22 protein-coding genes and 2 tRNA genes are annotated in these 26,882 nt (G+C 73.5%); 4 read left to right on the top strand and 20 right to left on the bottom strand.

Going from position 1 to position 26,882, the window contains the following annotated elements:
- Positions 1–518: 518 nt before the first annotated feature.
- The 5 genes from ACGFS9_RS21215 to leuS form a co-directional block, all read right to left on the bottom strand.
- A complete protein-coding gene (locus tag ACGFS9_RS21215; RefSeq protein WP_393255184.1) occupies positions 519–1,991 on the bottom strand; it encodes a recombinase family protein in 1,473 nt (490 codons plus the stop codon).
- Between the two features lie 9 nt (positions 1,992–2,000).
- Positions 2,001–2,714: a helix-hairpin-helix domain-containing protein gene (locus ACGFS9_RS21210; RefSeq protein ID WP_393255183.1), complete on the bottom strand. Its 714-nt coding sequence runs from the start codon at positions 2,712–2,714 to the stop codon at positions 2,001–2,003.
- 1,158 nt (positions 2,715–3,872) lie between these two features.
- Positions 3,873–4,718, bottom strand: a complete 846-nt coding sequence (locus ACGFS9_RS21205) for a DegV family protein (RefSeq protein WP_393255181.1) — start codon at positions 4,716–4,718, stop codon at positions 3,873–3,875.
- Between the two features lie 72 nt (positions 4,719–4,790).
- Complete coding sequence (locus ACGFS9_RS21200; protein ID WP_393255179.1) at positions 4,791–5,522, bottom strand: hypothetical protein; 732 nt, start codon at positions 5,520–5,522, stop codon at positions 4,791–4,793.
- Positions 5,523–5,657: 135 nt separating this feature from the next.
- Positions 5,658–8,543, bottom strand: a complete 2,886-nt coding sequence (gene leuS, locus ACGFS9_RS21195) for a leucine--tRNA ligase (protein ID WP_393255178.1) — start codon at positions 8,541–8,543, stop codon at positions 5,658–5,660.
- A gap of 424 nt (positions 8,544–8,967) precedes the next feature.
- Here leuS and ACGFS9_RS21190 point away from each other — a divergent pair, with 424 nt between their 5' ends.
- Positions 8,968–10,269 carry a cytochrome b/b6 domain-containing protein gene (locus ACGFS9_RS21190; protein WP_393255176.1) on the top strand — a complete coding sequence of 434 codons (1,302 nt, stop codon included), beginning with the start codon at positions 8,968–8,970 and terminating at the stop codon, positions 10,267–10,269.
- Positions 10,266–11,885 carry an NADH-ubiquinone oxidoreductase-F iron-sulfur binding region domain-containing protein gene (locus ACGFS9_RS21185; protein ID WP_393255174.1) on the top strand — a complete coding sequence of 540 codons (1,620 nt, stop codon included), beginning with the start codon at positions 10,266–10,268 and terminating at the stop codon, positions 11,883–11,885. The genes ACGFS9_RS21190 and ACGFS9_RS21185 overlap by 4 nt, the downstream gene beginning before the upstream one ends.
- A gap of 129 nt (positions 11,886–12,014) precedes the next feature.
- On the opposite strand, the gene ACGFS9_RS21180 is transcribed toward ACGFS9_RS21185, so the two are convergent.
- The 10 genes from ACGFS9_RS21180 to ACGFS9_RS21135 form a co-directional block, all read right to left on the bottom strand.
- A tRNA-Ala gene (locus tag ACGFS9_RS21180) sits at positions 12,015–12,087 on the bottom strand.
- 195 nt (positions 12,088–12,282) lie between these two features.
- On the bottom strand, positions 12,283–12,516 hold the full coding sequence (locus tag ACGFS9_RS21175; protein ID WP_393255173.1) for a hypothetical protein: 234 nt from the start codon (positions 12,514–12,516) through the stop codon (positions 12,283–12,285).
- A gap of 3 nt (positions 12,517–12,519) precedes the next feature.
- A complete protein-coding gene (locus ACGFS9_RS21170; protein ID WP_393255171.1) occupies positions 12,520–12,693 on the bottom strand; it encodes a hypothetical protein in 174 nt (57 codons plus the stop codon).
- 272 nt (positions 12,694–12,965) lie between these two features.
- A tRNA-Ala gene (locus ACGFS9_RS21165) sits at positions 12,966–13,038 on the bottom strand.
- Between the two features lie 280 nt (positions 13,039–13,318).
- Positions 13,319–14,005: a histidine phosphatase family protein gene (locus ACGFS9_RS21160; RefSeq protein ID WP_393255170.1), complete on the bottom strand. Its 687-nt coding sequence runs from the start codon at positions 14,003–14,005 to the stop codon at positions 13,319–13,321.
- On the bottom strand, positions 14,002–14,445 hold the full coding sequence (gene rsfS / locus ACGFS9_RS21155) for a ribosome silencing factor (protein ID WP_366703152.1): 444 nt from the start codon (positions 14,443–14,445) through the stop codon (positions 14,002–14,004). The genes ACGFS9_RS21160 and rsfS overlap by 4 nt, the downstream gene beginning before the upstream one ends.
- A gap of 112 nt (positions 14,446–14,557) precedes the next feature.
- Entirely contained in the window at positions 14,558–16,345 is a 1,788-nt protein-coding gene (locus ACGFS9_RS21150; RefSeq protein ID WP_393255169.1) for a LytR C-terminal domain-containing protein, read from the bottom strand.
- A 19-nt stretch (positions 16,346–16,364) separates the two neighbouring features.
- Positions 16,365–17,072 (bottom strand): nicotinate-nucleotide adenylyltransferase, encoded by a 708-nt coding sequence (nadD, locus tag ACGFS9_RS21145; RefSeq protein ID WP_393255168.1) that lies wholly within the window; start codon positions 17,070–17,072, stop codon positions 16,365–16,367.
- Between the two features lie 70 nt (positions 17,073–17,142).
- Positions 17,143–17,304: a hypothetical protein gene (locus ACGFS9_RS21140; protein ID WP_393255166.1), complete on the bottom strand. Its 162-nt coding sequence runs from the start codon at positions 17,302–17,304 to the stop codon at positions 17,143–17,145.
- A gap of 180 nt (positions 17,305–17,484) precedes the next feature.
- Positions 17,485–17,643 carry a hypothetical protein gene (locus tag ACGFS9_RS21135; RefSeq protein WP_393255164.1) on the bottom strand — a complete coding sequence of 53 codons (159 nt, stop codon included), beginning with the start codon at positions 17,641–17,643 and terminating at the stop codon, positions 17,485–17,487.
- Positions 17,644–17,745: 102 nt separating this feature from the next.
- Here ACGFS9_RS21135 and ACGFS9_RS21130 point away from each other — a divergent pair, with 102 nt between their 5' ends.
- On the top strand, positions 17,746–18,894 hold the full coding sequence (locus tag ACGFS9_RS21130; RefSeq protein ID WP_393255162.1) for a M48 family metallopeptidase: 1,149 nt from the start codon (positions 17,746–17,748) through the stop codon (positions 18,892–18,894).
- A gap of 16 nt (positions 18,895–18,910) precedes the next feature.
- Here the strand turns inward: ACGFS9_RS21130 and ACGFS9_RS21125 are convergent, their stop codons facing one another.
- From ACGFS9_RS21125 to proB, 5 genes are all read right to left on the bottom strand, one after another.
- Complete coding sequence (locus ACGFS9_RS21125; RefSeq protein WP_393255161.1) at positions 18,911–19,978, bottom strand: hypothetical protein; 1,068 nt, start codon at positions 19,976–19,978, stop codon at positions 18,911–18,913.
- 120 nt (positions 19,979–20,098) lie between these two features.
- The gene (locus ACGFS9_RS21120) at positions 20,099–20,698 is read right to left on the bottom strand and encodes a hypothetical protein (protein ID WP_393255160.1); all 600 of its coding nucleotides are present in this window, start codon (positions 20,696–20,698) and stop codon (positions 20,099–20,101) included.
- Between the two features lie 240 nt (positions 20,699–20,938).
- On the bottom strand, positions 20,939–22,225 hold the full coding sequence (locus ACGFS9_RS21115; protein ID WP_393255158.1) for a glutamate-5-semialdehyde dehydrogenase: 1,287 nt from the start codon (positions 22,223–22,225) through the stop codon (positions 20,939–20,941).
- Between the two features lie 60 nt (positions 22,226–22,285).
- Positions 22,286–22,744 (bottom strand): hypothetical protein, encoded by a 459-nt coding sequence (locus ACGFS9_RS21110; protein ID WP_393255364.1) that lies wholly within the window; start codon positions 22,742–22,744, stop codon positions 22,286–22,288.
- A gap of 208 nt (positions 22,745–22,952) precedes the next feature.
- On the bottom strand, positions 22,953–24,059 hold the full coding sequence (gene proB, locus ACGFS9_RS21105; protein WP_393255156.1) for a glutamate 5-kinase: 1,107 nt from the start codon (positions 24,057–24,059) through the stop codon (positions 22,953–22,955).
- 350 nt (positions 24,060–24,409) lie between these two features.
- Here proB and ACGFS9_RS21100 point away from each other — a divergent pair, with 350 nt between their 5' ends.
- On the top strand, positions 24,410–26,518 hold the full coding sequence (locus ACGFS9_RS21100; RefSeq protein ID WP_393255154.1) for a hypothetical protein: 2,109 nt from the start codon (positions 24,410–24,412) through the stop codon (positions 26,516–26,518).
- The last annotated feature ends 364 nt before the right edge of the window (positions 26,519–26,882 follow it).

Genomic DNA, 26,882 nt, shown 5'->3' with positions numbered 1-26,882 from the left:
GCCGATCGGATGGGGCGATTGGACGGCGACGGGCACCGCAACCCGCTCCCCTGGCGGCCTAGTCCTCAGCAGTCTGGAGGTACGGGCCGACCCAACGGCTGTGAGCGGCGTCACCGGGAGCATGCTGCGGAAGGTGCCGGTAGGCGTGATCTTGAATCACGTCCGGTCGGACGTCGCACGCCTCGCGCCAGCCGAACCGAGCACCCCGCCGGCCGAGCGTGCACCCCGCCGTGGGGGCCGTGCAGCCCTGTCTGACGACCTCCTGCGGCAAGTAGCCGTGTCGTACCTGCGGGAGACCGCTCCGGACCGCCCAGCAGGCGCCCTACAGCGCCTCGCCGCGGAGTTCGAGCGCCCCGAGGGGACGATCAGGACGTGGCTGGGTCGCGCACGGTCCGATGGATGGCTGGGGCCGAGCGTGAAGGGGCGGGCCGGCGCCGAGCCGGGGCCGCGACTCCAGGCCGAGAAGTAGGAACGGCCCCTCCCGAGCAGGGAGGGGCCGAATTGCGTTACGGGTTTCGTTACGCCTCGAAGGGCACCAGGCGCCCGGGGTCGAACTTGTTCCCCTTGGACCGGTCGTGCGGCATCACGTCGTACCCGGAGATCAGCGACAGGACGACCTCCCGCTTATCGGCCGGACTCAACTCCGACCAGCCCGCGGCGACGTCCTCAGCGGCGAGCAGGCGACGCAGCACCCGCGGGGCGCGAGACGTCAGCAGGGCTCGTGACTCCTTGATCCGGCCCTCGATGATCCGCCGCCCCTCCTGAAACTCGGGGAACGTGATCTCCCGCCGGGCGAACATGGCTGCCATCTGCTTCAACTGCGCCTCGTCCTCGGCTAGCTCGGCGCGGGCGTCGTCGGTCACCTCTGTGTCCGCCACCGTACGAAGCTGTTGCAGCACCTTCGGCCGGCCGAGGAGTTCGAGGATCTGCCTCTCTACCTCGTCCTCGGCGAACATCGCCTTCACAGCCGTCTTACCGCACCCGCCGAGCGAGGGCGGGCACCAGTAGCGCTTGCCACTGTTGCCCGACCAGCCGTGCAGCATGCAGCGACAGCGCGAGCACCGGAGCACCCCGGTGAGCCAGCGTTGCAACGTCAGGTCCACCGTGCGGTTCCGTGAGGCGAGCCGAGCCCGCACCTGCTCCCACCGCTCCTCGGGGACGATCGCGTCCCACACGGCCTTAGCGACGATCTCGCCCTTGTACTCGCGCAGGCCGGCCACGGATGGCTTCGAGACGACCGAGCGGACCGAGCGGTCCGACCACGGGGCGCCGGTCACTGTCGGCACCTCACGGCGACGCAAGTCCGTGGCAATGGATTTGAGGGACTCCCCGGCCTCTGGGTCGACCTTGGCCCGCTGCTCGGGCGTCCAGCCGTCCCAGTCCCCCAGGATGCGCGCGGCGATCTCCCGCAGGATCTTGGCTTCACCCTCGATCGGCTCGTGTCCGGCCGCGGTGAAGCCGTATCCGCGATACCCGCCGCCGGGGGGCTTGCCCGCGGCGGCCAGCTCCTCATGCTTTCTGGCGACTCGGCGGGCGGTGTCACGGGATGACTTGTTCGCGATGATCACCATGAACCGGGCCATGGAAATCCCCGAGTCGTCGTCCAGCCGGAGCGATCCCGTGACGGATGCGACCGGCACCATGGGGCGCCGGCTCTCCACTACGTCGATCAGGTCCTCAAGGTCGCGCGGGTCACGGGCAACGCGGTCAAGGTCGTAGGCAAGGAGTCCGTCCCGCTCACCTGACGCCAGCTTTTCCAGCGCGGCCCGGAACGCGGGGCGCACGGTGCGGAGCGCTGTCGACCCGTCGGGGAGCTGGACCCTGCGCCGCCTGTAAGCGCTGGTGTCGTTCTCGACAACGACCTCGGCAATCGTCCAGCCGAGTCGCGCGGCGAGGGCTCGGCCATCGGCCTCTTGTCGGCCCACTCCCCCGGCGTCGCCGGCCTTGTCGTCGCTGATTCGAACGAGGAGCACGGCCCTTGTTGGAGTCATGTCGATAGGTTAGCGTCTACATGTAGGATCGCCGATGCCGTTCACCTCGCGGAGTTCGTCGACGGAGCGGAATCCGCCGTGCGAGGTGCGGTAGTCGATGATGTGCCGGGCGAGGACGGGACCCACGCCGGGCAGGGTGTCGAGCTGGTCGACCGTGGCCGTGTTCAGGCCGACCGGGGCGGCGGGCACCGCCCCGGCCGCACCGCCTCCCCCGGCGGAGCCGGCTGCCGCGTATCCCCCGCCGGGGGTGCCCGCGCCCGGCGGAGGCATCGACGCGCCGACGAGGATCTGCTCTCCGTCCACCAGCAGGCGTGCCCGGTTGAGCCCGTCGGTGTCCGTGCCGGGCCGCACCCCGCCGGCCGCCCGCAGGGCGTCCTCCACCCGGGAGCCCGGTGGCAGGTGCTGGAGCCCGGGGGTGCGCACCTTCCCGCCCACGTCGACGACGATCCGGCTCCCGGCGGTCGCACCGGCGCCGAAGGCACCGGCGGGACCGCCCCGCGCCGCCGTCGCGGGCGGCGCCTCCCCCGGGGTTCCCGCGCTCCCGCCCTCGAAGGGCTCGGCGGCCCGTACCGCCCGCGGGGCGTGCACGGCCTGCGGTCGTCCGGTCCAGAAGTGCTGGACGGCGAAGAGGGCCGCCCCGGCCAGCAGCACGGTCAGCGCCACCACGCTCCTGCGCTCGATCCCGCAGCGCGCCTGGAGCCACAGGGGCAGCCTCTCGCGCACGGCCGGCCCGACCCGCTCCCACCACGTCCCCGTCCCGGCGCCCACCCCACGAAAGGGGCCGGCATGCGCGCCCGCACCCGGAGCGTCCACCTCGTCCGCCGACACGCCCCGCCGCCCGGCGGCCGACCCCGGCGGGTCTGCCGGGAGCAGGAGCGGGTCGGCACGCGGGTCGACGCGCCGGGGCGCGCACGGCCGAGGGCGGGTGGTGGTCGCGGTCGGCGGGCCGGGGCTCCGGCCGGAGCGGGGCGGGGCCTTGGCGAGCCGCGGGTCCGGGCCCGGACCACCCGGGATGCCGGTATCCGAGCGGGGGCGCCCGGCGTCGGCCGGCCACACGGCCGCGCGAGTCCGGCGCGTCGCCTCGGGCGACGCTCCCGCGGCTCGGACCCCGCACCCCGCGGACGCGTCCCCTCCCCCGGCCCGTCCATCGGCCGGGGGGCCCTGCGGGGGACGGGCCTCCGCGTCGTCGGCCCTGCCGCCACGCCCCGCCCGGAGATCTTCCCGGCGCCCGGCCGCGCCGCCGGCCCGGAGGCCGCCGCCCGGGGGCGGTTCCCCCGTCCCGCGCACCGTGTCTCCCCGCGGGCGCTCCGGCGGCGCCGGCTCCCCGCCGCGTGCCCGGTCGGCCGGGCGTCCGGGCAGGGACGGGTGCCCGGCGGCGCCCGGCGGGCCCGCCGCGGGGTCTCCCCCGCCCCGCGCGGCTCCCGGCGTCCGCCTCCCCACCCGACCGTCCGCCGGGGCCCGTTCGGTGAGGAGCGCCTCCGCGCGGAGCCGGAGGGCGAGCGCCGACGCGTCGTGGCGGTGCGCGCGGCTGCGCGGGAGCGGGCGGCGCAGGCGGCTGCGGCCGTCGGAACCGGGACCGCGGCCGGGGCCGCCGGTCGAACGGGCGATGCGTGAGCTCGATCGAAGTGCCATGCGCCGAGGATCCGCCACCCCGGCCCACTCGCGATGATCATGGTCGATATCCGTGGACGACGGCCCACTTGTGGACAAACCCGTCACCCGCCCGAGCGACCAGGGGAGGGTGCCCCTCCGGCCGGGCACGCCCCGCGGGCCCGGCCCGGGGACCGCGGCCGGCGGGCCCCGGCGCCCGGTCGGCCCGGGACTTCGGTCGGCTCGCCCGGGGCGCACGGCCTCTCACGGCGCGTCCGCCCCGGCCCCGCCTCAGCGGGGCGACACGACCGCCCCGAGCAGACCGGGGCCCGTGTGCGCTCCGATGACCGCGCCCACCTCGCTCACGTACAGGTCGGCGAGGCCCGGCACACGGGCGCGCAGCCGGTCCGCCAGCGCCGACGCCCTCTCGGGGGCCGCCAGATGGTGCACGGCGATGTCGACCCGGCCGGCGCCCGCCCGTTCCGCCACGATCTCCTCCAGGCGGGCGATGGCCTTCGAGGCGGTGCGGACCTTCTCCAGCAGGTCGATGCGGCCGTCGTCGAGCTGGAGCAGTGGCTTCACCGCCAGCGCCGACCCCAACAGGGCCTGGGCCGCGCCGATCCGGCCGCCCCGGCGGAGGTAGTCGAGGGTGTCGACGTAGAAGTAGGCCGCGGTGCCGGCGGCCCGCTTCTCGGCGGCCGTCACCGCGTCGTCGACGGTGCCGCCGGCCTCCGCGGACTCGGCCGCGGCCAGCGCGCAGAATCCCAGGGCCATCGCCACCATGCCGGTGTCGACGACCCGCACGGGCACCGGCGCCTCCCGGCCGGCGAGGACCGCGGCGTCGTAGGTGCCGGAGAACTCGGAGGACAGGTGGAGGGAGACGATGCCGGTGGCGCCGGCGGCGGCGACCGTGCGGTAGGTCTCGGCGAACATCTCGGGGCTGGGCCGCGAGGTGGTGACGGGGCGGCGTTTCTGCAGCGCCTGGGCCAGGGAGCGGGCCGAGATCTCGGTGCCCTCTTCGAGCGCCCGGTCCCCGAGGACGACGGTCAGCGGGACCGCTGTGATGCCGTGGCGCTCCATCGTCCGGGTCGGCAGGTAGGCCGTGGAATCGGTGACGATCGCGACATGGCGGGACATGAGCTGGAGATTACCTGTCGTCAGGGGTGACCGGCAGCCCGGCCCCCGGCGGCCGGGCCGGGGGCGACGCGGTCACGTGGTGCTCTCGGGCCGGCGCTTCTTCTGCCAGGAGTGGACCGGGCGTTGGGCGGGCGGTGTGATGGCGGAGCGCGCCGCCCGCTCGGGGGATTCGGCGGGCGCGGGCTCCGGCCAGGTCCGTCCGGCGGGGTCCGCGGGAGCGGTCGCGGAGGCGTCGGACCGGGAAGGGGTGGGGCCCGGTTCGCTCGTCCAGTGCCGCAGCGCGCCGGCCTCCAGGTCGATCTGGCTGCTCAGGGTGTCCAGGTCGTCGTCGGCGAAGCGGCGGGCCCGGTCGCGGGCGGCCCAGCGCAGCGAGTCCGCCGACCGCGTGATCCGCTCGGTGCGCTCGCGCAGTCCCGGCAGCCGGGTGGCGAGGGTGCCGCGGTCGGGCTCGCTCTCCAGGCGCTTCAGCTCGGCGTCCAGCTCGTGTCCGTGCGCGCTGAGCCGCTCGAAGAGGCCCAGCGACTCCTTGAGCGACCCGTCCTCCGCGGACCCGGCCTGGAGGGCCTCCCGGGTGGCCCGCATCGAGGTGCGCAGCGTCAGGCGGAGCTGGGCCAGTTCGCCCTGGGGGCCGAACGCGGCGTAGGTCTTGGCCCGCAGGGTGTGGTCCTCCACGGTGCGGCGGGCCTGGGTGATCGTGCGGTCCACACCGCGTTTGGCGGCGCCGACGGCCTTCACCGTGGCGTACGCGCCGAGGACCACGAACAGCAGGAAGAGCAGGGCGATCACGGTGATCACTGTTCCCATCACACTCCTCCTCGGGCCGGTCGCGACGGCCGTGGCCGTGCTCTCAACGGTAAACGCTGCGGGCAGGTCCGGAGTTCCGGAAGGACCCCGAACCTGCCCGTAGGGGACTACCCCGAGCCGCGCCGGCGACGCCGGTCAGGCGGTGACGATGTTCACCAGCTTCGGTGCCCGCACCACGACCTTGCGGATGTCCGCGCCGCCCAGCGCCGCGACGACCCTCTCGTCGGCCAGCGCCGCCTTCTCCAGGTCCTCGTCGGTGATCGCCGGGGACACCTCCAGGCGGGCCTTGACCTTGCCCTTGACCTGGACGACGCAGGTGACGGTCTCGTCGACGACGTAGGCGGGGTCGGCGACGGGGAAGTCGCGGTGGACGACCGACTCGGTGTGGCCCAGCCGGTGCCACAGTTCCTCGGCGACGTGCGGGGCCAGCGGGGCGACCATCAGGACCAGCGCCTCGGCGACCGGCCGGGCGACCGGGCCGCCCGTCTTGGTCAGGTGGTTGTTCAGCTCGGTGACCTTGGCGATGGCGGTGTTGAACCGCATGCCCTCCAGGTCCTGGCGCACGCCGTCGACGGCCTTGTGCAGGGCGCGCAGGGTCGCCTCGTCGACGTCGGCCTCGGCGGTGTCGACGACGGTGACCTCGCCGGTCGTCTCGTCGACGACGTTGCGCCACAGCCGCTGCAGCAGGCGGTACTGGCCGACCACCGCGCGCGTGTCCCAGGGGCGGGACACGTCCAGGGGGCCCATCGCCATCTCGTACAGGCGCAGCGTGTCCGCGCCGTACTCGGCACAGATCTCGTCCGGAGTGACGGCGTTCTTCAGGGACTTGCCCATCTTGCCCAGCAGCCGGGTGACCTTCTCGCCCTGGTGGTACCAGGCGCCGTCGCGCTCCTCGACCTCGGCCGCCGGGACCGCGATGCCGCGGGCGTCGCGGTACACGTAGGCCTGGATCATGCCCTGGTTGAACAGCTTGTGGAACGGCTCGGCCGACGAGATGTGCCCCAGGTCGAACAGGACCTTGGACCAGAAGCGCGCGTACAGCAGGTGCAGCACGGCGTGCTCGGCGCCGCCGACGTACAGGTCGACGCCGCCGGTCGGCCGGCCCTCGCGCGGGCCCATCCAGTACTGCTCGACGGCCGGGTCGACCAGCTCGCGGTCGTTGTGCGGGTCCAGGTAGCGCAGCTCGTACCAGCAGGAGCCGGCCCAGTTGGGCATGGTGTTGGTCTCGCGGCGGTACTTCCGCGGGCCGCGGCCGTCTCCCAGGTCCAGGGTGACGTTCACCCAGTCCTCGTTGCGGGACAGCGGGGTCTCGGGGGAGGTGTCCGCGTCGTCCGGGTCGAAGGTGCGCGGCGAGTAGTCCTCGACCTCCGGCAGCTCCAGGGGCAGCATCGACTCGGGCAGCGGGTGGGCGACGCCGTCCTCGTCGTAGACGATCGGGAAGGGCTCGCCCCAGTAGCGCTGGCGGCTGAACAGCCAGTCGCGCAGCCGGAAGTTGACGGTGCCGTGGCCGATGCCGCGGCGCTCCAGCCACTCGGTGATGCGCGCCTTGGCGTCGACGACGCCCAGGCCGTCCAGGGAGATCTCGTCGCCGGCGGAGTTGACGATCTCCGCGTCGTACGAGGCGAAGGCGTCGTCCCAGGTGGACGCGTCGTTGCCGCGGTCGTCGGAGGGCTGGACCACGCAGCGCATGGGCAGCTCGAAGGCGCGGGCGAAGGCGAAGTCGCGGCTGTCGTGGGCGGGGACGGCCATGATGGCGCCGGTGCCGTAGCCCATCAGCACGTAGTCGGCGATGAAGACGGGGACCTGCTCGCCGTTGACCGGGTTGGTCGCGAACGTGCCGGTGAAGACGCCGGTCTTGTCCTTGGCCTCGGCCTGCCGCTCGACGTCGGACTTCGAGGCGGCCTGGGCGCGGTAGGCGGCCACGGCCTCGGCGGGTGTGGCGTGACCGCCGGTCCACGCCTCGCGGGTGCCCTCGGGCCAGGTGTCCGGGGTGAACTTCTCGACCAGCGGGTGCTCGGGGGCCAGCACCATGTACGTGGCGCCGAACAGGGTGTCCTGGCGGGTGGTGAAGACCGTGACGGCCTCGCCGTCGACGGGGAAGTCGACACGGGCGCCCTCGGAGCGGCCGATCCAGTTGCGCTGCTGCAGCTTGATGGCCTCGGGCCAGTCCAGGCCGTCCAGGTCGTCCAGCAGGCGGTCCGCGTAGGCGGTGATGCGCATGTTCCACTGGCGCAGCTTGGCCTTGAAGACGGGGAAGTTGCCGCGCTCGGAACGGCCGTCGGCGGTGACCTCCTCGTTGGCCAGCACGGTGCCCAGCCCGGGGCACCAGTTCACGGGGGCGTCGGAGGCGTAGGCCAGGCGGTAGCCGCTCAGCTCGTCGGCGCGTTCGACGGCGGTCAGCTCGTTCCAGGACCGTCCGCCGGTGACGCCGCGCTCACCGGACTCGAACTGCGCGACCAGCTCGGCGATCGGGCGGGCCTTGGCGCTCTCCTCGTCGTACCAGGAGTTGAAGATCTGCAGGAAGATCCACTGGGTCCACTTGTAGTACTCCGGGTCGATCGTGGCGAACGACCGGCGCTTGTCGTGGCCCAGGCCCAGCGCGCGCAGCTGGGCCTTCATGTTCTCCATGTTGGCCTCGGTGGACACGCGGGGGTGCGTGCCGGTCTGCACGGCGTACTGCTCGGCGGGCAGGCCGAAGGCGTCGAATCCGAGGGTGTGCAGGACGTTGTGACCGGTCATCCGCTGGAAGCGGGCGAAGACGTCGGTGGCGATGTAGCCCAGCGGGTGGCCGACGTGCAGGCCCGCACCGGAGGGGTAGGGGAACATGTCCATGATGAACTTCTTCGGCCTGGCGACCAGCTCGGGGTCGCCGGCCAGGTCCCCGACCGGGTTCGGCGCCTCGTACGTGCCCTCGGCGTCCCAGACGTCCTGCCAGCGCGCCTCGATGTCGGCCGCCAGGGCGGCCGTGTAGCGGTGCGGCGCGGCCCCTTCGGTGGCGGCAGCGGTGTTCGTCTCGCTCATGATCCTCAAAGCTCCATCGATCGTCTCTGCCGGCGTCCGACACTCGGGAAATGAAAAATCCCCTCGCACAGGAGGGGACCGCCGCGCCGATTCCGACCACGATGCGTCAGTGGTTCGGGACTGATCAGCGCGGCCCGCTAAGCAGAAGGCGTACGGCACGCATGGCGACAGGGTACCGCAGCGCCCGCGCGGTGGGCGACGAGCGTCCGGTACCGTCCGGCACCCGGCACCGTCCGCCCGGACCGCCGGAGGAGCTGAACGACGTTCGCTTATTACTTCGCGTAACGGACACCACGGGACAACGCGAATACCTCACGACCCTTTGATAACGACGCAATAACTCAAATCTCGAACTCGACCCGATTTCTCGACCTAGAGTGCGGCCTCGGGACCGCTTCCCCGAACCGTATGGGAGTAACCCTCCATGAACCCTCGTCGCAACAACAGCTCGCTTCCCCGAGCGGGCCGTTCGGCCTACGGGGCGGCCACCGCCGCCGCCCTGCTCCTCATCCCCGTGGTCGTCCTGGTGGGAGGCAATGGAGTCCGTGACTTCCTGAACTTCGGCGCCGGCGTGCTGTCGCTGGTCGCCCTGTCGTGCTCCGTGATCTGGGGCCTGGTCGCCACCGACCGGATCTTCCTGAACACCCGCCAGCGACTGGTGGCCCAGGCGGTGCACCGGACCACCGCGGTCTCCTCCGTCGCCTTCCTGCTGCTGCACATCACGGTCAAGATCGCGCTCGACCACACCACGCTGCTCGCCGCGCTCGTCCCCTTCGGCCTCGGCGTGACCGGCACCGCCGGCCTCGTCGGCTTCGGCTCGCTGGCCGCCCTGCTCATGGTCTTCACCGCGATCACCGGTGCGCTGCGCAGCGCCTTCGCCTCCCCGGCGCCGGTCGCGGCGCGCTGGCGCGCGGTGCACATGCTGGCCTACCCCGCCTGGTGCGCCGCGCTGGTCCACGGGCTCTACGCGGGTCGACAGGCCAAGCCGATCTTCACCATCCTCTACAGCCTGTGCCTGCTCGCGGTGATGGGGGCGCTGGCCCTGCGGGCGGCGCCGGCGCCGTTCAAGCGCAAGGTCGCGGCCCGCGTGCTGGAGGTCATGGGCGACAACGGCGGCCCCGGCGCCCGCGGCTTCCGCGAGGACCTCGACGCCTCCCGCGCCGCGGCGGCGGAGTCGATGATGCCCGGCTTCGCGGCTCGATCCGCCCGCCCGTCCCAGGGCGGCAACTTCGTCCCCTCGCAGCGCACGGACTCCCCCTCGAACCTCTACGACCCCGCCGGCCAGACCACGGCGAACGCCGACACGACCGGCTTCGCCGCGGCCTACCGGGCGGTGTCCGGCACCGGCGGCTCCGGGGCCGGTGCGACGCAGGCGTTCGAGATGCCGTCGGCCGCCCAGCCGACCGAGCCGTTCCCCCGTCCCGACGCGACCGGCGCCACGGGCAGTTGGCCCGTCCCCTCGCCGCCCCCCGTCGGAGAGGCCCCGCAGTCGGCCTACGACCCGCTCGCCGACACCGGATACACCATCCCGGTCTATGACAATCCGGCCGTGGACGCCTACGGAATGAGTGACGTGTACGACACCGGTGAGACGAACACGGGGTACCGGACGTACAACAGCAACGACACGTACGACAGCGGTCCCACGCCTGACGTACTGCCGGGCGCCTTCGACGCTCCTGGCTCCGGTGCACCATGGAACGCCCCTTCCGGAGGCTTTAAGTGAACGAGGCCCTGCCCGACGTCCCGGAGGTCCGCGTCGTCGGGCTCCCGCAGCTCACGTCGGGCTTCGACCTGGTCGAACGCCTTGATCTGCCCATGCACCTGAAGGTGCACGGCCCGCTCGAACCCATGGGCGGGGAACAGCTCGCGGGACTCGCCGAGGCGATCTCCCTGAAGGGGCGGGGCGGCGCCGGCTTCCCGTTCGCCAAGAAGCTCCGCTCGGTGGCCGAATCGGCCATCACCAAGGGCATCCGCCCCGTGGTCGTCGTCAACGGAAGCGAGGACGAACCGGCCTGCCGCAAGGACACGGTGCTGATCAACCGTGCCCCGCATCTCATCCTGGACGGCGCCCTGCTGGCCGCGGAGGCCATGGGGGCGCGCACCCTGGTGATCGGCGTGACCCGCGAGTCGACCCAGCGGTCCATGGAGGCCGCGCTGGCCGAGCGCGGCCTGAGCAACCGGCGCGGTTCGCCGCTCCGCGCGCGCGTGCAGCGCAATCCGGTGCGGATGGTGACGGGCGCCGCCGCCTCGCTGATCCGCTCGATCGACGGCGGTCCGGCCATCCCGCCGGGCCGCAAGATCAGCGCGTCGCAGAGCGGTGTGGGCGGCGCGCCCACCCTGCTGTCGAACGCCGAGACCTTCGCCCAGCTGGCCATCGCCGCCCGCATCGGCCCGGACCGCTACCGCAACACGGGCCTGTACGACGAGCCCGGCACCGTCATGCTCACCGTCTCGGGCGCCGTCGCGCGCCCGATGGTGATCGAGGTCCCCACCGGTGTGCCGCTGCGTTACGTCCTCCAGCTGGCCGGCGCCCCGCCGATGCCGCAGGGCGTGCTGACCGGCGGCTACCACGGCAAGTGGCTGGACGCCGCCGCGGTCGGCGAGGCGATCGTCTCCCGCGACTCGCTCGCCGCGGTGGGCGGCGCGCTCGGCGCCGGCGCGATCCTGCCCATCACCCAGCAGACCTGTCCGCTCGGCGAGTCACTGCGGGTGGCGCAGTGGCTGGCCGAGGAGAGCGCGGGGCAGTGCGGCCCCTGCTACCTCGGCCTGCCCGCGGCGGCCCGCGGCCTGGAGGACATCCTCAACGGCGGCGGGCCGGCGGCCCTGGAGGCGGTCAAGCAGGTCGCCAAGTCCGTGAAGCGGCGCGGCGCGTGCTCCCATCCCGACGGCTCGGCGATGTTCATCGAGTCGACGCTGAAGGCCTTCACCGACGACCTCGCCGCCCACGTCCTCGGCAACGGCTGCGGACGGCCCGTGGAGGGCGTTCTGCCGCTCTTCGAGGGCGGCAGGCAGCCCACGGCTCTCCCGGGCGGCCAGGGCGAGCAGGAGAACGGGCCGAGCCGTCAGAAGATCTTCGTCGACTGGACCCTGTGCCGCGGCCACGGCCTGTGCGCGGACATCCTGCCCGAGGTCTTCGAGCTGGGCGCGGACGGCTTCCCGACCGTCGCGCAGGCCGCCGTGCCGCGCTACGCGGAGGCGAAGGCCCTGCGGGCGGTGCGCCGCTGCCCGGCGCTCGCCCTGCGCATCGAGGAGGACACCCGGTCCGCGCCCGCGGCGCGCAACAACCTGCCGGTGCTGTCCCAGGGGCGCGGCCGCCGCGCGCTGGGCAGCGGCCGGTGAGCGCACGGACCTCCTGACCCGCGGAGGAAGCGGCGGTTCGAGCTGCGGCCCGCCGCGCGCGGGCTCCGCGGAACACCGGGCAACACGGAAGCGGGCCACCCGATTCGGGTGGCCCGCTTCTAACTGTTGTGGAGCTAAGGAGAATTGAACTCCTGACCTCCTGCATGCCATGCAGGCGCTCTACCAACTGAGCTATAGCCCCTCACGACCAGGCGGTGAACCGCTTGTCGGCCGGTCCGCCCGGTTTCCCCGGCGGCGACGCCAACATTACACGGTCCCCCCGGCAAACCACCAAATCGATTCCCGCCCGCCCCGATTGAGCCCCCTGCCGGACACCGTTCTCCGGCCGGCCGCCCCGCCCGGACACCGCCGCGCGACGGGGGCGGCGGCCGTCGGCTCAGGCCGTGGCGAAGGAGTAGAACCGCTTGAGCGTGCAGTGCTCGTCGAGGAGCCGCCCGTAGATCGGCTCACCCTCCAGCTCGCGGTAGGTCTCGATCGGGTCGCCTTTTATGATCAGCGCCCGCGCGCATTCCGCGCACCAGTACTGGTAGTCGTGGTTGACCGGCTCCATGTCGCGGACGATCGGCGTGCCGCTGCCGCACCAATCGCACTTCCGCCTGTGTGCACCCATCGATCAGCTCCAGCTGTGGCCGCGGGCCGTGCACACGGAGGGGATGACGCCGTCGTCGCCGGAGACCCGCGCGAGGGGGGCCGATCCGCGGGCGGGACGGTCGTGGAGGGCGGCGGGCTTTCGGGTCGGTGCCGCTTCGAGGAGGTCGTCGACCTCCTCGAGGATGCTGGCAGGCATCGGTTCTCCCTCCCGTCGGGCCGCGCCCCCTTCCGGCCGTTTGATTCTGCCACGGCGGGAGCGGCGCGGTCAGCGACGCCTTCGTACCAGTCGGGACACGACCCCGCCGCGATGGCCGCGTCCCCGCACGCCGGCGGCGTTTCCGCAGAGGTATACGCCGGGCGCGACCAGGTGACTCAACCGCGGGGCAACGAAAAATCCCGCCCCCTGACGGGGACGGGATCTCCAGGGACCGTCCTCGACTCCCCGATGTCCCGGAAGGAGTCGATCTGTGGAGCTAAGGAGAATTGAACTCCTGACCTCCTGCATGCCATGCAGGCGCTCTACCAACTGAGCTATAGCCCCTTGCGTTCTCCCCGCCCTGCGGGCCGAACAAGAAGAACTTTAGCCTGCGACCTGCCGGAAAGTGAAATCCGGTCCGTCCCGGCCCGCGGGACCGGACGGACGGCCCCTCGGCGTCGCTGGTGCCCTGACCGGAAAGGTTCACCGGCTCGCGACGCCCGGCACGGCACCTCGCCGCGTTGTCGCATCACCTGAGTACATCCCGTACGCGGGGCACGCTCCGCCGTGCGATGCACCGCACCGGACGCCGCGAGCCGTCCGGCGAACCCTTCCGGTCAGCGCACTAGTCGTCGTCCCCGAGCACCGGTTCCGGCAGCGTGCCGGCGTTGTGCTCCAGCAGCCGCCAGCCGCGGGCGCCCTCGCCGAGAACGGACCAGCAGCAGTTGGACAGGCCGCCGAGGCTCTCCCAGTGCTGGGACTCCAGGCCGAGCAGCCTGCCGATGGTGGTGCGGATGGTGCCGCCGTGGCTGACGACGACGAGGGTGCCGTCGTCGGGCAGCTTCTCCGCGTGGCGCAGCACCACGGGGGCGGCCCGGTCGGCCACTTCGCTCTCCAGCTCGCCGCCGCCGCGGCGGACCGGCTCGCCGCGCTTCCACGCCGCGTACTCGTCACCGTGCCGGGCGATGATCTCCTCGTGTGTCAGGCCCTGCCAGACGCCCGCGTAGGTCTCCCGCAGGCTCTCGTCGTGGGTGACGGGCAGACCGGTCAGCGCGGCGAGCTCGGCGGCCGTGTTCGCGGCGCGCCGGAGGTCCGAGGCGACGATGGCGTCCGGCTTCAGCGAGGCGAGCAGCCGGGCGGCGCGCCGGGCCTGCCCGACGCCCGTCTCGGTCAGCGCGACGTCCGTGGTGCCCTGGAAGCGGCGCTCCACGTTCCAGGAGGTCTGGCCGTGCCGCCAGAGGATGAGGCGGCGGCCCCGGCCCGGCCGGCCGCCGCTCCCGGCGCCCGGCGCCTTCTCCCCGCCGTGGCTCACCGCAGCTCCTCCAGTTCGGCGGAGTCCTCCTCGGCCTGGAGCTTGGCGTGCTCGGCGCCCTTGCCGCGGGTCGCCTTCGCCTCCTCGGGGAGGTCCAGCTCGGGGCAGTCCTTCCACAGCCGCTCCAGGGCGTAGAAGACGCGCTCCTCGCTGTGCTGGACGTGCACCACGATGTCGACGTAGTCGAGGAGGACCCAGCGGGCCTCGCGGTCGCCCTCGCGGCGCACCGGCTTCACGCCGAGCTCCTTGTTCAGCCGCTCCTCGATCTCGTCGACGATCGACTTGACCTGGCGGTCGTTCGGGGCGGACGCCAGCAGGAAGGCGTCGGTGATCGAGAGCACGTCGCTCACGTCGTAGGCGATGATGTCGTGCGCGAGCTTGTCTGCTGCCGCCTGCGCGGCGGTGTTGATGAGCTCGATGGAGCGGTCCGTGGCGGTCACTACGCGGCTTTCCGTCGGCGGTCAGTAATGACCCAAGGGTCTCACGGACCGCCGAGGCCCCCCACGCGTTTGCCCGGCCACGCCCCGGACGGACCCCGGGGCGTGGTGCGCCTCACCCCTTCGAGCCGGTGTCGACCCGGTAGTCCCGGCCGAGGACGACGGACACGTCGGCGTTGTTGGAGACCGTGCCCTTGCGCACCGAGGAGGTCGGCAGGCCGAGCGTCTTGGCGACCTCGACGGCGTCGTCCTTCTTCGCCGCGTCGCCGTAGGTGATCTGCGACACTCCGCCGGACGTGCTCGCGGAGCCGGCGTCCAGGTAGGTGTAGCCGCCGTTGACCAGGGCCACCCGGGCCTGCCCCGCGGCCGCCTTGTCGCCGGTGGCGTTCTTGATGCCGACCCGGACCGCGGCCCCCGCCTCGGGGCTCTTGGCCGTGCCGCCCAGGATGTCCTTGATCACGCTGTCGGCGGTGTTCTCGGCGAGCGTGCCGTCCTGCCGCACCGGCAGCAGCGCGGTCTTGTAGTCGCCGCCCTTGGCGAGGTCGGCGAGCTTGGCGAGGAAGGCGCCGAGGTCCTGGTCGGTGAGGGAGGGGTCGAGGATCTGGGCCAGGGTCTGCACGGTGGTCGTCGCGGCCTGCTTGTCCGAGGACAGCTTGCGCAGCACGCCCTGCATGACCTGGCCGAACCGTTCCAGCTGCGCGTTCTGCGCCTCGCCCGGAGCCCGGTAGGTGGCGTAGGCGACGGCCATCCTGCCGCTGAGGGTCTGGTCCGCGCCCTTCTTGACGAGGGGGGCCGTGCCCTTCTTCTTCGCCTCGGGGTCCGGCACCGCGGTGTCGGTGGTGATGTCGATGTTGCCGACCAGTTCGACGAGGTTGTCGAGGTAGGGGGTGTCGAGCCGCCAGGTGCCCTGGATGCTGGTGCCGAGCACGGTGTCGACGGCGTCCCGGGTGCCGGAGGAGCCGTCGGCGTCGACGGACTTGGCGAGCGTGGTCGTCGAGCCGTCGTCGTCCGTGAGGGCGAGGGAGTTGGGCAGCAGCACGGTGGTGCCCTGCCGGGTGGTGGTGTTGTCGACGAGGAGCGCGGTGGAGGTGCCGCCGCCCTTGGTGTTGTGCAGGTGGACGACGATCACGTCGCGCTTCTGTGCGGCGGCGGCCGTCGTGGTGCCCGGCCCGCCGTCCGAGGAGGTGCCGGGCAGCCTGCCCGCGTACCAGAGGTAGCCGGCGCCGCCGGCCAGCACGAGGGCGAGGACCACGACCAGCGCGACGACCCGGCCGCGCGCCCGGCGCTTGGCCTCCTCGCGGCGCTCGGTGCGGTTCTCGGTGAACTTCAGCCAGTCGATGACGTCCTCGGACTCGGCTTCCGGCTCCTCGACGAAGGCGAACTGCTCGGTGCGGTAGTCCCGGTCGGCACGGTCGTCGTCGTCCGTCGGAGGCCCGGCCTGCTGCGGGATGTACGCGGTCTGCTCGGCGACCCGGGGCTGCCGGCCGGTGCCCTCGGTGTGCCGCCCGTAGGCGTCGTACCCGGGTCCGCCGTCGGGCGCCCCGGTGCCGTAGCCGTGCTGCCGGGCGCCGTAGCCGTCGTACCCCTGGGCGGGCTGCCGCCCGGTTCCGTAGGGGGAGGCGGCGGGGTGCTGCCCGGTGTCGTAGGGCGGCGGGACCGCGGGATGCTGCCCGGTGTCGTACGGGGGCGCGGGCTGCTGCCCGCCGGAGGCGTAGGCCCCGCCGGACTCCTGGGCGCCCGCCGCGTAGGGGTCGTACCCGTAGCCCTGCTGCCCGGCGCCGTAGCCGTCGTATCCCCCGGCAGGCTGCTGCGGCACCTGCCGGTACACGGGCTGCCCGAACTCGTCGTAGCCGACGAGCTCGTAACGGTCGCCACCCGCGTATCCGTCGTATCGGTCGTTCACCGGTGCCCCTCTCGGCTCGCTAGCCGCGGTACAGCTCACGCTTGTCGATGTAGCGCACCACACCGTCCGGAACCAGGTACCAGACGGGATCGCCCTTGGCGACCCTCGCACGGCAGTCCGTGGACGAGATGGCGAGCGCGGGCACCTCGACCAGCGAGACACCGCCCTCCGGGAGCCCGGGGTCGGCCAGCGTGTGGCCGGGCCGGGTGACCCCGATGAAGTGCGCGAGGGAGAACAGTTCCTCGGCGGAGCGCCAGGTGAGGATCTGGCCGAGCGCGTCGGCGCCGGTGATGAAGAAGAGGTCCGCGTCGGGGTTGAGCGAGCGCAGGTCGCGCAGGGTGTCCGTGGTGTAGGTCGGGCCGCCGCGGTCGATGTCGATGCGGCTCACCGAGAACTGGGGGTTCTCGGCGGTGGCGATGACCGTCATCAGGTAGCGGTCCTCGGCCGGGGAGACCTTGCGGTCGGTCTTCTGCCACGGCTGGCCGGTCGGCACGAACACGACCTGGTCGAGGTGGAACTGGGCGGCGACCTCGCTGGCCGCCACCAGGTGCCCGTGGTGGATCGGGTCGAAGGTGCCGCCCATGACACCGAGGCGGCGCTTGCCCGGATTCGAGGGGCCGCCCCGCGGGCCGGCCGTCAGCCGCTTCGCCGCACCGCCCGTGGCGGCGCCGGCGGCAGCGCTGCCCGTGTCACTCGCCGGACCGGTAGGCATGTCCTGCTCTCCCATGCGTGCAGACCCTACCGGCCCGGCCGACGGGCTCCGGCCGACAGGTGCCCCGGGACGGGGCCGGCGGGGTTCAGCGGTCGCGGTTGAAGCGCGTGGTGATCCACAGCAGCAGGAGCAGCACGGCCAGGGCGCCGCCGCCGGTCAGGTAGGGGCTGAGGCTCTCGTGGTTGCCGCCGTTCTCGCCCTCGGCGGCGACGGTGACCAACTGGGCGGCGGTGCTCTGGAAGCTCATCTCGGCAGACCTATCCGATGAGGGTCCCCCCGCTCGAACCGGGCCGGGCGTGGGGGAAGGCGGAATACAGACGTCGGCTCATCGTATGCGGGCGCCCGGGCCGCGAACACGCCGACTCCGCCGTTGGGGACGCCGGTTGCCGCGGCACCGCCGGGAGGCCGGCCGCGCCCGGGCGCGGGATCAGTCCTCGCGCTTGTAGCCGCGCAGCAGGAACCAGGCGGCCAGCACCACCCCGACGGCCATCACGACGATGACGACGCGGAGCAGGTCGCCCGGGCCCTGCCTGTCCGCCGCGTGCGCGGCCTCCGTGAGCCAGCCGGCCGCGGGAAGGTGATCCATGGGTACGACTCCTTCGCTGTACTGCCCGTCCACGGTATCTCCGCCTAGGCTGGGTCCTGCCTCGGGGGCGCGTGAGGCACTCAGACGCACATGGGGGAAGACATGTCCGACGACGGATACCGGCAGACCGGGCACGAGAAGGCGCCGGGCAGGCGGCGCCGGCGGTTCGAGGGGATCTCCTCCAGGGCGTACGAGCATCCGGCGGACCGTTCGGCCCTGGTGGCCCTGCGCCGGCTCAGCGGCTTCGACACGGTCTTCAAGGCGCTCAGCGGCCTGCTGCCCGAGCGGAGCCTGCGGCTGCTGTTCCTCTCCGACTCGGTGCGCGTCTCGGACGCCCAGTTCGCCCATCTCGACGTCATGCTGCGGGACGCCTGCTACATCCTGGACCTGGAGAAGGTCCCCGCGATGTACGTGACCCAGGACCCGCAGCCCAACGCGATGTGCGTCGGCCTCGACGACCCGGTCATCGTCGTGACGACCGGACTGGTCGAGCTGCTCGACGAGGAGGAGATGCGGGCGGTGGTGGGCCACGAGGTCGGCCACGCGCTGTCCGGGCACTCCGTCTACCGGACGGTCCTGCTGTTCCTCACCAGCCTCGCGGTCCGGGTCGCCTGGATTCCGCTGGGCAACCTGGCGATCACGGCGATCGTGACGGCGCTGCGGGAGTGGTTCCGCAAGTCGGAGCTGTCCGCGGACCGCGCCGGGCTGCTCGTCGGCCAGGACCTGCGCGCCTCGATGCGCGGCCTGATGAAGATCGCGGGCGGGAACCACCTGCACGAGATGAACGTGGACGCGTTCCTGGCGCAGGCCGAGGAGTACGAGGCCGCGGGCGATCTGCGCGACTCCGTGCTCAAGATCCTCAACGTGCTGCCCCGCACGCACCCGTTCACCGCGGTCCGTGCGGCCGAGCTGAAGAAGTGGGCGGAGTCCCGCGACCACCAGCGGATCATGGACGGCCACTACCCCCGGCGCGACGAGGACGCGGACGCCTCGGTGTCGGACTCCTTCCGGCAGTCGGCCGCCGGCTACGCCTCCGACGTCAAGAACTCCAAGGACCCGCTGATGAAGCTGGTCAGCGACATCGCGGGCGGCGCGGGCGACCTCGGCGGCCGGGTCCGGCGCGGCTTCGGCGGCTTCGCCGGCGGAGCCACGGGCAAGGACGGCGCGGCAGGCGGCGGCAAGGACGGCCCGGCGGGCGGCGGAGCCGGGGACGGCACGGGCGAGGGCTCGGACACCGAAGGGCGGGGCTGAGCGTCCGCCGGCCCGGCTACACCTTCGGCTGGGCGCTCGTCGCCAGGGTGCCGCACAGCGCCGTGGCGCTCCCGGTGGCGTAGGGGTCGGTGCCGGCGGGGCCGCCGGCCCGCGCCGTTTGGCCCGCGAGCAGCGGGCGCAGCCGGCCGACGGCGTCGTCGGAGCAGGTGAGGGGGCCGGCCTGGACGGAGGACACGGCCAGCTGGGCCTGGTGCATGCGCAGGTCGTCGCGGTCGAAGCGGAAGTGCAGCTCGCGCCGGACGGTGAACAGCGACGTCTTGCTCCGGGCGCCGGCTCCGGCCGGCCGGAGCGCGTAGACGAAGGTGTGGTCGGCGACGACCTCCAGGGTGTTCGCGTCCGGCTCCGCCGTCCGGAGGGTGCCCTGGACCCGGATGCGCTGGTCGGCGAGCCGGACCCGGGTCGCGTCGAAGCGGACCAGCCAGCCGGTCGGGGCGTGCCGGCCGTCGGCGGCGGGGTGCCGGAAGCTCCGGTCGAACTGGTCGAGCTGGCGGGGGTCGAGCAGGATGCGCACGGGCCGGGTGGCGCCGCCGGTGAGGACGCTGGGATCGAGGGCCGACTCGATCAGGTACTCCCGGGCGGTGGTCAGGGCGGCGACGACCTGGCTGTCGGAGAAGTGCGCGGTGCGGCGGGAGGCCGGCAGGGTGATGCCCTCGGAGCCGATCCGGAACTTGGCGGCCGGGCTGGCGTCGTAGAGCCGCTCGGGGTCCGTGGAGCCGGGCACCGGGGTCTGCGGGGCGAGCGGGATCACGGTCATCCGCAGCGGTTCGGCCGACTGGGGGACGGGCGCGCGGTAGGGGTGGCGGACGCCCATGTAGATCGCGGTGCCGAAGGCGACGGCGATCAGCAGGACGAGGACGAGCGCCTGCCGGGACAGGCCCCGCCGCAGGGGCGGCCTGCGGCGCACGGCGGGGCTGTGGTCGGCGATGCGCTCCCGCGCGGAGAACTCCTGGAGGCGGGCAGCACGGACGAACGACTCGTCGAAGACGACGGATCGGTATTCGTCCTCTCCACCGGCGGGAGCGCCCTCGGGTGTGCCCTCCGGTGGGTCTCCAGGCCCGCCCATACCTTCAGAGTAGGTTCGCGGGCGCTCCGGTAAACGCGGCGGTGCGCGACAAGTTCTGACGGGTTCTCACCAGGACGGCCGGCCGTCCGGGGCGCGCCGCCGCCGCGCGGGCGGCGCGCGTCAGGGGGTGCGGGGTACCGCCGAGACGGCCGGCGGGGAGGAGTCCGCCGACACGGAGGGCTCCGTGCCGGTGACCTTCTCGCGGCCCTGTTCGAGGCCGGTCGACGCGGGTGAGGGGATCTGTTCGTCGCGGGCGCCGGAGGCGCCGCGGTAGACCGCGGTGAACGCGAGGGCCACCATGCCGACGCCCATCACGAGGGCGAGGACCCAGGCGACCGGGCGGTGCCAGCGGGTGTGCTTGCCGCGGAGCCGGCCGTACGCCCCCGCGCCGCCGTGGCGGCCGTCCGCGAGATCGGGGTCGTCGAACTCGTCGGGGTCGGGGCCGAGGTCGCCGTGGCCGTCCGGACCGAACCCGTCCTCGTAGTCGTCGGCGCGGGAGCCGCGGGCGTGTGCGCGGCGCGCCTCGGCCTCGGACTCGGCGCGGGCCTGGGCGGCGGCGAGCAGTCTCTCCACGGCGGTCGGCTCGTGGACCCGGGCCGCCCGGACGAAGTCCTCGTCGAAGACCACGGAGGCGAACTCTTCGTCCGCGCCTCCGCGGTCACGGTCGTCGTCGGGCTCCCAGCCGTCCGGGAACGGCGTGCCCCCCACGTCCTCCGGCACACGTCCAGAGTAGACCTGGGGGATCAATTTGGGCAGACGGTACGGAAATTCATCCACCTGGCGAGACGGCCGGTGCGCGGCCGGCCGGCCGCGCACCACCCGCCGCACGCCGCGCACGCCCCCGCGGCCCGTCAGGGGCTCCCCGGGGCACCGGAGGCCGGGAGAGGCCCCGTCGGGAGGCGGGAGCCGCTCCGGGGCGTGCGGGGACCGCCGTGGCGCTCCGCAGCGGGCGGTGCCGGGTCAGCGGCGGATGTGGCCGTCGCCGGTGACGATGTACTTCGTGCTCGTCAGCTCCGGCAGTCCCATCGGCCCGCGCGCGTGCAGCTTCTGCGTGGAGATGCCGATCTCGGCGCCGAAGCCGAACTGGCCGCCGTCGGTGAAGCGCGTCGAGGCGTTCACCGCGACGGTCGTGGAGTCGACCAGCCGGGTGAAGCGGCGGGCCGCCTGCTGCGAGGTGGTGACGATGGCCTCGGTGTGGCCGGAGCTCCAGAGCCGGATGTGGTTGACGGCCCGGTCGAGCGAGTCCACGACGGCCGCGGCGATGTCGTACGACAGGTACTCGGTGTCCCAGTCCTCGGCGGTGGCCTCGACCACGGTGGCCCTGGAGTCCTTGGCGTAGGCCAGGACCCGCTCGTCGCCGTGGACGGTCACGCCGGCGTCCGCGAGGGCGTCGAGGGCGCGCGGCAGGAAGCGCGCGGCGATGTCCTGGTGGACCAGGAGGGTCTCGGCGGCGTTGCAGACGCTGGGGCGCTGGGCCTTGGAGTTGACGAGGATCTCGACGGCCATGTCGAGGTCGGCGTCGGCGTCGACGTAGACGTGGCAGTTGCCGGTGCCGGTCTCGATGACCGGGACGGTGGACTCCTGGACGACCGTGCGGATCAGGGACGCGCCGCCGCGCGGGATGAGGACGTCGACCAGGCCGCGGGCGCGCATCAGCTCGCCGACGGACTCGCGTCCCTCGCCCGGCACCAGCTGGACGGCGTCGGCGGGCAGCCCGGCGCCGCCCACGGCGTCGCGCAGCACCCGGACGAGGGCGGTGTTCGACTCGTAGGCGGAGGACGAGCCGCGCAGCAGGACGGCGTTGCCGGACTTCAGGCAGAGCGCCGCGGCGTCGACGGTCACGTTCGGGCGGGCCTCGTAGATGATGCCGACGACGCCGAGCGGAACGCGGACCTGACGCAGGTCGATGCCGTTCGGGAGGGTCGAGCCGCGGACCACCTCGCCGACGGGGTCGGGCAGGGCCACGACATCGCGCACGTCGGAGGCGATGGCCCGCACCCGCTCGGGGGTCAGCGTCAGCCGGTCGATGACGGTCTCGCCGGTGCCGGCCTCGCGGGCCCTGGCGACGTCCTTGGCGTTCGCGGCGACGATCTCGCTCGTGCGGACTTCCAGGGCGTCGGCGATCGCGAGCAGCGCGTCGTCCTTCTCGGCCCGCGGCAGGGGCGCCAGGTCGGCGGCGGCGGACTTCGCCCGGTAGGCGGCCTGGGTGACCGGGGACATCGAGTCGTACGGCGAGAGCGTGGTCATGGGGGAAGCGTAGTGCGCCGGACAGAACGGTTCAGCGGTTGTCCCACACCCCGAGACGGATCAAAAGGGGTGAACTCCGACGGGGGTGGCGGGCAGCGGCCCGTACCCCTCGGCGATGCGCTGGTGGTAGGTCTCGCGGTCGATGACCTCCAGGCCGACGATCTCCCAGGGCGGGAGCTGGGCGGTCTGCCGGTGCTCCCCCCACAGGCGCAGCGCGACCGCCGCCGCGTCGTGCAGGTCGCGGGCCTCCTCCCAGTAGCGGATCTCGGCGTGGTCGCCGGCGTACCGGCTGGTCAGCAGGAAGGGGTGGTCGTGCGCGAGCTGTTCCAGACCGCGGCGGACCTCGCCGAGCGGGGCCTCGTCGCCGGAGACGCTGAGCGTGACGTGCCACAGCCGGGGCTGCTCGGCGGGCAGCTCCGCCTCGTAGGCGTCCCCGGTCGCGACGCTCGTGAGGGCCCGCTCCTCGCCCGCCGCACGGGAGGCGGGACCACCGCGGGACGCCGCCGCCCCAGGGCGCACTCGTCTCACGACGGCCTCCTTTACCCGATGGTCGTACCGAATTCCGGACTCTCCCCCGCCACAAAGTTGAGCAGGTGGGAAGCCGTCGTGTGGCGGTTTTACGGAACGTCCCCCCGGCGGGGGCGGCGGAACCGGCCGTTTACGGGTGCGGCGGGCGCCCGCGAGCGCGGGCCGCGGCGGCGGACCCGGCGGGCGCCGCGCGCCCGCCTCAGGGGCTGAGCAGGGCGAGGTCGTCGCGGTGGACGACCTCGCGCTCGTAGGCGGGCCCCAGTTCGCGCGCCAGCTCCCGGGTGGAGCGGCCGATCAGCTGGGGGATCTCCTTGGCGTCGAAGTTGACCAGGCCCCTGGCGACGGCCCGGCCCGTGCCGTCGCGCAGTTCGACGGGGTCTCCCGCGGAGAACTCCCCCTCCACGGCGGCGATGCCCGCGGGCAGCAGCGACTTGCGGCCCTGGACGACCGCGCGGACGGCGCCGTCGTCCAGGGTGAGTGCGCCCTGCGGGGTGGAGGCGTGCTGGAGCCAGAGCAGCCGGTCCGCGGACCGCTTGCCGGTGGCGTGGAAGTAGGTGCCCGTGTCCCGGCCGGCCAGGGCGTCGGCCGCGTGGACGGCGCTGGTCAGCACGACGGGGATGCCGGCAGCGGCGGCGATGCCCGCCGCCTCGACCTTGGTGGCCATGCCGCCGGTGCCGACGCCCGCCTTGCCCGCGCCGCCGGTGTCGACGCCCGCGAGGTCGGCGGGCCCGCGGACCTCGCGGATCCGGGTGGTGCCGGGCCGGCTGGGGTCGCCGTCGTAGACGCCGTCCACGTCCGAGAGGAGGACGAGCAGGTCGGCGCGGACGAGGTGGGCGACGAGGGCGGCGAGGCGGTCGTTGTCGCCGAAGCGGATCTCGTCCGTGGCGACGGTGTCGTTCTCGTTGACGACGGGCAGGGCGCCCATCGCGAGGAGCTTGTCCAGGGTGCGCGAGGCGTTGCGGTGGTGGGAGCGGCGGCTGGTGTCGTCGGAGGTGAGGAGCACCTGCCCCACCCGGATGCCGTACCGGGCGCAGGAGGCCGTGTAGCGGGCCACCAGCAGCCCCTGCCCGACGCTGGCGGCGGCCTGCTGGCGGGCGAGGTCCTTGGGGCGGCGGCTCAGGCCGAGCGGCGCAAGCCCCGCGGCGATGGCCCCGGAGGAGACGAGGACGATCTCGCGGGTACCGCCGGCGTGCGTCGCGGCGAGGACGTCGACGAGGGCGTCGACCCGGTCGGCGTCGAGACCGCCTGAGGCGGTGGTGAGCGACGAGGAACCCACCTTGACGACGATCCTGTGCGCCTCGGCCACGCCGGCCCGCACCGTATTCCTTGCCGCTGACACGCCATCCCCAATGTTCCGACCAGCCCGGTGTGTGCAATCTACGCGAGGGAGGCGGGCGGGCGGCGCCCCGTTTCGACGGGCGGACGCCCGCGGTGCCGCCACACCGCCGCAGTCCGGCCGCCGCGGCCCGCACCGCGTGCTCCGTCACGGCCCGCGCGGGCAATATGCGCGCTATGCAGTGATTGTTCCCACGGAAGATTGCTCGCCGGGTCTCCAGGTCATACCGTCAGGCGTCGGCCCGCGTTCGCCTGCCTTCACGACGACCCCGGCCGCACCGATCCCCCATCCGCTGCATCCCCCTCGCAGGAGCCCAGCCCGTGCCCTCCGCAGGCCTCGCCCCCCGCCGCATCGTGCAGCTCTCCGCACTGCTCGCGATGCTCGCCTTCCTCACGGCCCAGATCGTCTCCGCGCTGCTGCCGAACGTCCCGGTGTTCGTCGCCGCGAGCGCCGCGGGACTCCTCCTGGACCTGTACCTGCAGTACCGCGACCCCGGTCTGCTCACGGTGCTCGGCAAGGTGCGCTTCGACGTCACCGTCCGCCAGCTGCTGCGCGACATGCTGATCATGGTGGGACTGCTGCGGATCGAGGGCGTCGACCCGACGCACGAGCAGGCGCCGCTGCTGATCGCCGTCTGCGTCCTGTACGGCCTGCACTTCGCCTGCCACGGCGTCTCGGTCCTGGTGCGGCGCACCCGCACGCTGCCGGTCGTCACCCGCAACATCGACGCCTCGGCACTGCGGCTGACGGCCGCGCCGCCGCGCATCCTGGCCCGCCGCCAGGGCCACCGGCTGCTGTCCCTCTCCGTACCGGCGACGGCCGGGCTGCTGCTCACGGCCGCCACCACCGACGCGCTGTGGGGCGGCGTCGGCGTGGGCGCCGCCGTCGTCCTCGCCATCCTGGGCACCGCCTACCTCGGCACCTGGCTGCTCCCCGGCAAGCGCGCCGAGAGCGAGGCGAAGGTCATCGAGTGGGTCGACGCGTGGCTGGCGGAGTACCGGCCCACCGTGGCCATGTACTTCTCGGGCGGCAGCACCTCGGCCTACCAGGCGAACATGTGGCTCTCGACCCTCTCGGAGATCGACGCCCGGCCGCTGATCGTGCTGCGCGAGCGCTTCATGGTGCAGAAGATCGAGGCGACCGACGTCCCGATCATCTGCTTCCCGCGGGTCTCCACGATGTTCTCGCTGGAGAACTCGACGCTGAAGATGATGCTGCACCCGGCCAACGCCGCGAAGACCTCCCAGGTCCTGCGCATCCCCACGATCAAGCACGCCTTCATCAACCACGGCGAGAGCGACAAGCTCTCCTCCTGCAACCCCTACGCCAAGGCCTACGACGAGGTGTGGGTCGCCGGCCCCGCCGCCCGCGAGCGGTACGCGCTCGCCGAGGTCGGCGTGGAGGACAAGAACATCGTCGAGGTCGGCCGTCCGCAGCTGACGCCGATACGCCTCTTCTCCGGTCCGCCCACCGGCACGTACACGACCGTCCTGTACGCCCCCACCTGGGAGGGCTGGGACGGCAACCCGGGCAACACCTCCGTGGTGCTGGCCGGCGAGAACATCGTGCGCCACCTGCTCGCCGACGAGAAGGTGCGTCTGCTCTACAAGCCGCACCCGATGACCGGCTCCGTCGACCCGCGCGCCGGTGCCGCGAACGAGCGCATCCTGGCGATGATCCGCGAGGCCAACACCCGGCGCTCCGGCGCTCGTCCCGGCCCGGAGGCCGCCGCCGAACTGGCCCGCCGCACGGCCGAGCTGGACACCCTGACCTCGACCGCCTTCCGGCAGAGCGCGGACGAGATGGAGCGGATGCTGCTCCAGGGCGCGCCGAGCGGCGACCGCGAGGCGGAGATCGCCCGGGCCACGACGGCGTGGGAGACCGCCTACTGGGCGTCCTTCCCGGAGTGGGAGCACCAGATCGTCACCGGCCCGCGCCCGGCGATCTTCGCCTGCTTCAACGAGGCCGACCTGCTGATCAGCGACGTCTCCTCGGTCGTCTCGGACTGGCTGTCCAGCGAGAAGCCGTACGCGGTCGCCAACACCTCGGGCATGCCGGAGGCGGCCTTCCGCGCCGGGTTCCCGACGGTGTCGGCGGGGGCGATCCTCACGCCCGCCGCGGACGGTGTGCCGGCTCTGCTCGACGCGGTGCGCAACCCGGAGCGCGACGAGTTCACCGCGGCCCGCGCCGAACTCAAGGAGCACCTGCTCGGCCCCTCGGACCCGCCGTCGCTGGCCCGCTTCGACGCGGCGATCGCGGACCTGTGCGCCAAGGCGGACGAGCGCCGGGTGCGGATGACCGCACGCCTCGGGGCCGAGATCCCCGCGCAGCGCGCCGCGGCCGAGGAGTCGGCCCACGAGTCGGAGCAGGGCCTCGGCGCCGACGCCGGCTCCGAGGACAGCGGAGCCGAGGACTCGGTCACCGCGTAGCGGCAGGCATCGTGCAGGGGGCCGGCGACTCGTGTCGAGTCGCCGGCCCCCTGCACGTCGCACGCCGCGTCCGGGAGCGCGCTCCCCGCACCGTCGCGGCCGGACCGGAGAGCACCGCCCCGGTCGCGGCCCGAGCGGCGGCCCCTGCCCCGCCGCGCCACCGGGCCGCGGCGGGAGCGGGAGGAGGGGCGGACAGCCGCCGGGGCCCTTTGCCGGCCGGCGGTCGGGGCGGGGTCCGGCAGCCGGGACGACAAAGACGACAGCGGTGGGGGGGGGGGGGGGCGCGGCGCGGCGGGGCGCCCCCGCCCCCCCCCCCCCCCCCCCCCCCCCCCCCCCCCCCCCCCCCCCCCCCCCCGCCGCGGGC

The organism is Streptomyces sp. NPDC048566 (genome assembly GCF_043199735.1).
In the GTDB taxonomy this organism is placed as follows: domain Bacteria; phylum Actinomycetota; class Actinomycetes; order Streptomycetales; family Streptomycetaceae; genus Streptomyces.
This window is presented reverse-complemented; position numbering and strand designations above follow the sequence as displayed.